Raw genomic sequence first — 7,082 nt, 5'->3', positions numbered from 1 at the left:
ACAAGTATTTATGTAGTTTAGTACAAAAGTCTCTTATGGTGCTTGCAATAACAGGATAAGATACCGCGATAACACTCAGTTTCAATCCCGAATCTTTCGTGAGTAAATATCCAAAAAAGACTTGACAATTGGCCGGAAAACCGTTAAAAATAAATAAGCCCCTACACCTACAAGTGATAGGGACTCTCTGTTGTAATTCAGAATCTAGAAGCGACTGCACTGACCTGTATCAAGCCGTTCTAAAGATTCTTGTCGCAGACTTCTGCAATTGATCAGCGTAGATCTGCGTGCATCTGCGGTTCAAAGTAGTAAAAACGAAAAAGGCCGTCTGAACTCCTAATTCAGACAGAACCCTCGTTTTGGCTAGAAAACTCCAGGTGGTTTGACCTCTTAACTTCAGACCACCAACAGCACACCTAACCACAAAATATATGTGCCAACATTTTAGCGCAAAAGATGGACAATTGTATCCTAACCCTTTAGGCTGGCAAGTCCGTACCATGCTGATTGCTATAGCCCAACTGGTAGTGAAAGGCAGGGGCATCGTTAACCCGCCAGACTTTAGCCACCTGAGTAATGACCAAATTTACGATTTCATAGCTAAGTTTGGACAAGCTCAATAGCTATGTAACCTTTCTGATGATTAGCGTTCAGACAAAAACTTATCCGATCGCGAATCAGCCCAAAGGTTAGGAATCTGATAAAAAGCGCGATCGCCCTTCCCATCCAAAAAATAGGACAATGGTAAAAGGCGATCGCACTTCACCTAAATGCTTAATACGATCGCACTTTTTCCTGTTTTTCCTGCAAAAACTCTGCAAAGTCGCAGACTTCAGCAATTCATCAGCGTTTATCTGCGTGCATCTGCGGTTAAAAATCCCCCTCAATTCCCTGATAACAAGCTTAATGTCCCAATAGCTTATCCCGCAAATGCTTAATACGATCGCGCAATTTACCCGCCTCCTCAAACTCCAACTTCTTAGCCGCCGCCTTCATCTGCGCTTCCAACCGCCCGATTAACTGAGGAATCTCATCCAAAGATAACTCGTTTACCTGTTCGTAAACCTCCTCCAACTGCTGAGAATTCAGCTTGCGCGACACATCCAAAAATGCCAAAATCGCATTACTCGATCGCTTTTTCGCGATCGGCTGCGGCGTAATCCCGTGCATCTTATTGTACGCTAGCTGAATCCCCCGGCGTCGATCCGTTTCGTCGATCGCCTTCACCATACTATCCGTCAAATTATCCGCGTACAGAATAGCCTGTCCCTGAACGTGCCGCGCCGCCCTTCCAATCGTTTGAATCAACGAACGTCCCGATCGCAAAAACCCCTCTTTATCCGCATCCAAAATTACCACCAGCGAAACTTCCGGCAAATCCAAACCTTCCCGCAGCAAGTTAACACCAATCAATACATCAAACTTACCATCCTGCAAATCTTGGATAATTTCGATGCGTTGAATCGACTGAATTTCCGAGTGCAAATACCGCACTCTAATTCCCCTTTCCTGCAAATATTCGGTTAAATCTTCCGCCATCCGCTTGGTTAAAGTCGTCACCAAAACTCGCTCGTCCCGACTTACTCTCTCCTTGATTTCCCCCAACAAATCATCAATTTGTCCTTCCGTCGGGCGCACAAAAATTGTCGGATCTATTACTCCGGTAGGGCGAATTACTTGCTCTGCAACTCTGCCTTCAGATATTTCCATTTCCCAATCCCCAGGCGTAGCAGAAACAAAGATGCACTGATTTTCTTTTGCCCAGAATTCCTCTGCTTTCAAAGGGCGGTTATCGGCCGCGCTGGGCAAACGAAAACCGTGTTCGATCAATACTTTTTTGCGCGCTTGGTCGCCGTTGTACATCCCCCGAATTTGCGGCACTGTGACGTGAGATTCATCTATCACCAACATCCAATCTTTCGGGAAATAATCAATCAAACATTCTGGCGGTTCCCCCGCATTTCTCCCTGCTAAATGCCGCGAATAATTCTCGACTCCGTTGCAGTAACCTACCTCGCGCAGCATTTCCAAATCGTAGCGCGTGCGCTGTTCCAACCGCTGAGATTCTAATAGTTTACCCTGTTTTTCAAATTCTGCCAATCGGTCTTCTAATTCTAGTTCTATTCCTTGGCAAGCTGCCTCTAATTTATCTTCTGCCGTGACAAAGTGGCGCGCTGGATAGATATTTAAAGCCGTTGAACTTTGCAGGATTTTACCTGTTACGGGGTCAACGTAGCGAATGGCATCGATTTCATCTCCGAAAAACTCAACGCGAATAATTCTATCTTCGTAAGCGGGGCCGATTTCCAAAACATCGCCTTTGACGCGAAATTTGCCTCTGCCTAAATCTATATCGTTGCGGCTGTATTGGACGTTGACTAAATCGCGCAAAATTTGCCGCTGGTTGACTTGCATTCCTACTCGCAAAGGGATAGATGCTTTCAGGTATTCTGCGGGCATTCCCAAACCGTAGATGCAGCTAATTGAAGCAACTACAATTACGTCGCGGCGTTCAAAGAGCGATCGCGTGGCGGAGTGCCGCAGCATATCGATCTCGTCGTTAATTGCGGCCGTTTTCTCAATGAAAGTATCGGTGACGGCAATGTATGCTTCAGGTTGGTAGTAGTCGTAATAACTGACAAAGTATTCGACTGCATTGTTCGGGAAAAAATTTCGCAGTTCGTTGCACAGTTGAGCTGCCAGGGTTTTGTTGTGTGCTAGGACTAAAGTGGGTCTGCCAACTTTTTCAATCACCGAGGCAATGGAGAAGGTTTTGCCCGTACCTGTGGCACCGAGTAAGGTTTGAAATCGATCGCCCGCTTCGATGCCTTTGACAAGTTGCTCGATCGCTAGCGGTTGGTCGCCTGTGGGCTGGAAGGGCGCTTGCAATTGAAAAGATGCTGCCGCAGTTACCATAGGAAAATGTAGCTATTACCCATAAATCTTAACAAAAATGCAGAGATTCTGCAATTTCGTTAAAAAAATAGTTAGACTTTGTAATATTATTTTAATCATCGGCCGAAATAGAAAGCAGAAAGCCAAGAAAAGCAGTTGTCCGCACCCAGCAATCAACACCCAAAAATAAGCGAGGAAAAGAATTATGGATACGAGGAGCACAGGTACAGGCAAAGGCAAAGCACTCGCCCGCCGCGGCAAAGGAGGTTCCAAAAGCCAACCGACAGAACCCACGGATGCCAAAGCAACAGGAATTCAACTTTATCGGCCTCAACTCATGCATGACAACCGCCCCGTCGGCCCTGACGATTTTACCATCAGCGAGACCGTCTCGATATCGGGGAACCGCCCGATCGGCACTAGCACCCTGCACCTCAGCGAAACCTACGGCACTGTAGGCAATCGCCCGGTCGAATCCAGCGACTTTGAAGTGGTTGCTACACTCGGCAATCGCCCGATCGGCTCCAGCGCCATGCAAGTCAGCGAAATGTTCAGTATGTCCGGTGCCCGCCCTATTGGCATGAGCACTCTGCACATTGATGAAGTTTACTCCACAATGGGAGGAAATCGCCCTATTGCTTCAAACGAAATTGACGATAGCTCGGCATTAATGGGCTTTTTAGATTAATTAGTCAGTTGTTAGTTGTTAAGCTGTTGCGACATTTAAAGTGTATGTCAAAAACAATCAAATAATGAGTAGGGTGGGCGTCCAGCCCGCCTCGAATATTCAATTTAAATGCGCGACAGCTTAGTGGTTAGTTGTTAGTTTTTAGTTGTTATCTGCTACCAATAACTAATAACTAATAACCACTGCCAACAGTCAACAGTCAACAGTCAACAGTCAACAGTCAGCAGTCAACAGTCAACTAACTACTTCTCGATACCCTGATATTTACTCAATAAAGCAGCAAAGCGCTTGTAATCCACAGGCTTCCTCACATACTCCGCCACTCCCAATTCCCAACCCTGATTTTGGTCGTCCAAAAAAGTTATCATAATCACTGGAATATCAACCAAATCTCGATCGGCTTTCAACGCCGACAGCACCGCCCAGCCGTCCATACTTGGCATCATTACGTCTAGAATAATCGCGTCCGGCAGCAACTCCTTAGCCAACAGAAGCCCCCCTTGACCGCTAGCCGACGATCGCACCCGAAATCCCTGTTTCGACAAGCAGCGAGTCATCAAATCCCGCGCGTCCGGATCGTCGTCAATCACCAGCACAGTAGCAGCATCCGGCAGATCCAGCGGTTGCGATCGCACTGCTTTTTGCTTCGCTTCTGTCGCTTCTGCACTCGTGTCTAAATCCTGGGAAGGCTCGGCCTCAATTTCTGGGATTTCTTGCTCGTCCTGCGGTTCTTTCGGCGGGCTTGTAATCGCAATCGGCAACCGGATCGTAAAACTAGAACCGCAATTAAATTCGCTCTCAACGGTAATGTCTCCGCCCATCATCTGGCAAAATTTCCGGCTAATTGTCAGCCCCAAACCCGTGCCGCCGTATTTGCGGGTAGTAGAATTGTCCGCTTGAGTGAAAGCTCCGAACAGCCTCGACACCTGATCGTCAGTCATGCCGATGCCGGTATCGGTTACTTGAAAGACGATCGAAGGCTGTGGACACCGAGAAGGATCTGCCGAGAGTTCTTCGGAATTGCCGATCGGCAAAACCTCCCCTTCTTCTTTCCAAACATTAATCGTAATTTTGCCTCGATCGGTAAACTTAGCAGCATTGGTCACCAAATTCAACAGCGCTTGCCGCAGCTTTGACACATCAGAGTATATCGTGCCAATATTGCGATCGCAATTCACAATCAAAGTATTGCCATTTTTCCCTAGCTGGGGTTGAACAGTAGTGACAACCTGCTCGAGCAAATTCAACACATCAAAAGTCTCCAAGAAAAGAGTCATCTTTCCTGCTTCAATTTTAGAAATATCCAGGATGTCGCTAATAATGTTGAGCAACTGCTTGCCGGCCATATTAATGCTTGCCAAATCCATCACAAACTCTTCTTCGCCGAGTTCCAGAGCCTCTTCTTGCAGCAGCTCGCTGTACCCAATAATCGCATTCAAGGGCGTCCGCAACTCGTGAGTCATATTTGCCAAAAAAGTGCTTTTCGCCCGGTTGGCAGCTTCGGCAGCATTCTTAGCGACTTCCAATTCCTCCGATCGTTCCTCTAGCTGCCGCTGCCGCACTTCCAAACCGTTGAGCAAACTGTTAATTTGCTGAGCCATGGTATTGAGAGTAGAAGATAGCACCCCGATCGCGTCATTAGAAACAACAGGCGAGCGAGCCGTCAAATCACCGCTCGCCATCTGTTCGGCAGTTTCCCGCAGCAAGCCGAGATTCCGAATAATTGCCGACACCGACACAAAACCCACTATCCCCGCGATCGCACTCAAAACCAAAGCCCCCAGCAGCCAGTGCTGAGTGCGGCTTACCACTGCCAGAGTTTGCTGCACCAGCACCGCCATTGCGGCCTCAGAAACCCCCGCCGCCGGATGTGAGGCAGCCTCTATTGTCAGCAAATAGTTCTTCATCTCCACAGAACCCATCCACCCGACTCCCACCGCCATCCAAGTTATCAGTACCAAGATGACAAACAGCCCGCTCAAAGACGCCCGAGTTCCCAGAGAAATCCCCCTCGTAGCAAGTGCCGCCGCCCAAGGATAGCCCTTGAGAAAAGGATCTGGCGGAACCGGTGCGCCGGAATTCCAAATCTCCTCAATTTGACCGTCTGCCCTCACCTTGCCAATCCTCACTGTTTTCCAGATATGCTGAGTTTGGGCATCTATTTTTACCTTGCCCGAGGGCGCTGCAAACTCAATATTTTTAGCAGCCGCCCTGACTTTAACCGCATCTGTCGAACCAGCTTTTTCTACTGCTTGCTTCCACAGGTAAACGCCCAAATAAGCCGCTTCGATCGGGTCATCGGTGACTCGATTTTCCCCGTATCGGGCTTTATAAGCCTTGACAAACTTACGATTTTCCGGTGTATCCACCGTTTGAAAATAGTTCCAAACCACCAAATGTCCCGCAATATTGGACGGCCCGATCGCCCGCACTTCCTCTTCTGCTACGCTGACCGACATCACGGGCAAATCCTCGGGTTTCACGCCAGCTTCCCGCAACTTTTGGAAAAAAGCCACATTGCTGTCGCCGTTGAGAGTGTTGAGAATAGCATCTGGTTTCACTGCTAAAATATGTGCGATCGCCTCGCCCACTTCCCTATAACCCAGTGGCAGATACACTTCCCCCGCCAACTCTCCCCCCAGTGCCGCCAGTTGAGCTTTCACAATCCGATTTGCTGTCCGGGGAAAGAGATAGTCCGAACCCAACAGGAAAATTTTCCGCTTCCCCTGTGCCAGCAAGTAATTCACCCCAGGCACAATCTGTTGGTTCGGGGCAGCACCAGTGTAGAAAATATTCGGACACTGTTCTAGCCCTTCATACTGCACCGGATAGAACAGCAACCCGTTGCCCTGCTCGAAAGCAGGCAGTACAGCTTTGCGGCTAGCCGAAGTCCAACAGCCAAATACCACCGCCACCTGCGCTTCTAAGAGCAATTGCTTAGCTTTTTGAGCAAAAGTCTGCAAATCGCTGGCTCCATCTTCTATAACCGCTTCCAAGGGGCGTCCGAGCACCCCTCCCGCCGCATTAATTTCCTCAACAGCCAACAGCGTCGCATCTTTAACAGAAATTTCGCTGATGGACATCGTGCCCGTCAGCGAATGCAACACGCCTATTTTGATCGGCTTACGAGTCGGGCCGGCTGCTTCGAGGGGGTTACTGCTCCTTGCTCCCATAGGGTTTTAGATACTTTTTACTAATAACAGAAATTTTAGTTGGCTCCGGCAGGAAGTTAGCCTTGAGGCTAAGTCTTGTTTAGCAGATTATTTAACCCGAGCGTCACACAACTGGCCAATTGCGGCACCGTGTTGATTTTAAGGGTCAAACTGCTCTACATCTGACTTAAGTCTGCACTAAATCTGTCGCCTATTTCTCTCTTCATCTTTTACGGATCTCGAAACAGCCTCATCAAACAAACCACAAAAGGTACTTATGGCGATCGCGCCGCAGAAAAATTATCCCCCCTCCTCCCATTTCCCCAACTCATTCACTGCCCGTGCCT

4 protein-coding genes are annotated in these 7,082 nt (G+C 48.3%); 2 read left to right on the top strand and 2 right to left on the bottom strand.

The window, feature by feature from the left end:
- Window positions 1-431 precede the first annotated feature (431 nt).
- Window positions 432-623 (top strand): hypothetical protein, encoded by a 192-nt coding sequence (locus tag QUB14_RS08775; RefSeq protein ID WP_333219776.1) that lies wholly within the window; start codon window positions 432-434, stop codon window positions 621-623.
- Between the two features lie 280 nt (window positions 624-903).
- Here QUB14_RS08775 and uvrB read toward each other — a convergent pair whose 3' ends face one another.
- Window positions 904-2,916: an excinuclease ABC subunit UvrB gene (gene uvrB, locus QUB14_RS08770; RefSeq protein ID WP_333219778.1), complete on the bottom strand. Its 2,013-nt coding sequence runs from the start codon at window positions 2,914-2,916 to the stop codon at window positions 904-906.
- Window positions 2,917-3,100: 184 nt separating this feature from the next.
- Between uvrB and QUB14_RS08765 the strand changes: the two genes are divergently transcribed.
- Entirely contained in the window at window positions 3,101-3,583 is a 483-nt protein-coding gene (locus QUB14_RS08765; RefSeq protein ID WP_333219780.1) for a hypothetical protein, read from the top strand.
- 242 nt (window positions 3,584-3,825) lie between these two features.
- On the opposite strand, the gene urtA is transcribed toward QUB14_RS08765, so the two are convergent.
- Window positions 3,826-6,756: an urea ABC transporter substrate-binding protein gene (urtA, locus tag QUB14_RS08760; RefSeq protein ID WP_333219782.1), complete on the bottom strand. Its 2,931-nt coding sequence runs from the start codon at window positions 6,754-6,756 to the stop codon at window positions 3,826-3,828.
- Window positions 6,757-7,082 lie beyond the last annotated feature (326 nt).

The organism is Microcoleus sp. B3-D2, assembly GCF_036705345.1.
In the GTDB taxonomy this organism is placed as follows: Bacteria; Cyanobacteriota; Cyanobacteriia; order Cyanobacteriales; family Microcoleaceae; genus Microcoleus.
This window is presented reverse-complemented; position numbering and strand designations above follow the sequence as displayed.

Excerpts from the sequence above, each read along its gene's own strand:
- uvrB (WP_333219778.1), bottom strand. The coding sequence starts at position 2,916 with ATGGTAACTGCGGCAGCATCTTTTCAATTGCAAGCGCCCTTCCAGCCC.
- urtA (WP_333219782.1), bottom strand. The coding sequence starts at position 6,756 with ATGGGAGCAAGGAGCAGTAACCCCCTCGAAGCAGCCGGCCCGACTCGT.
- QUB14_RS08765 (WP_333219780.1), top strand. The coding sequence starts at position 3,101 with ATGGATACGAGGAGCACAGGTACAGGCAAAGGCAAAGCACTCGCCCGC.
- QUB14_RS08775 (WP_333219776.1), top strand. The coding sequence starts at position 432 with ATGTGCCAACATTTTAGCGCAAAAGATGGACAATTGTATCCTAACCCT.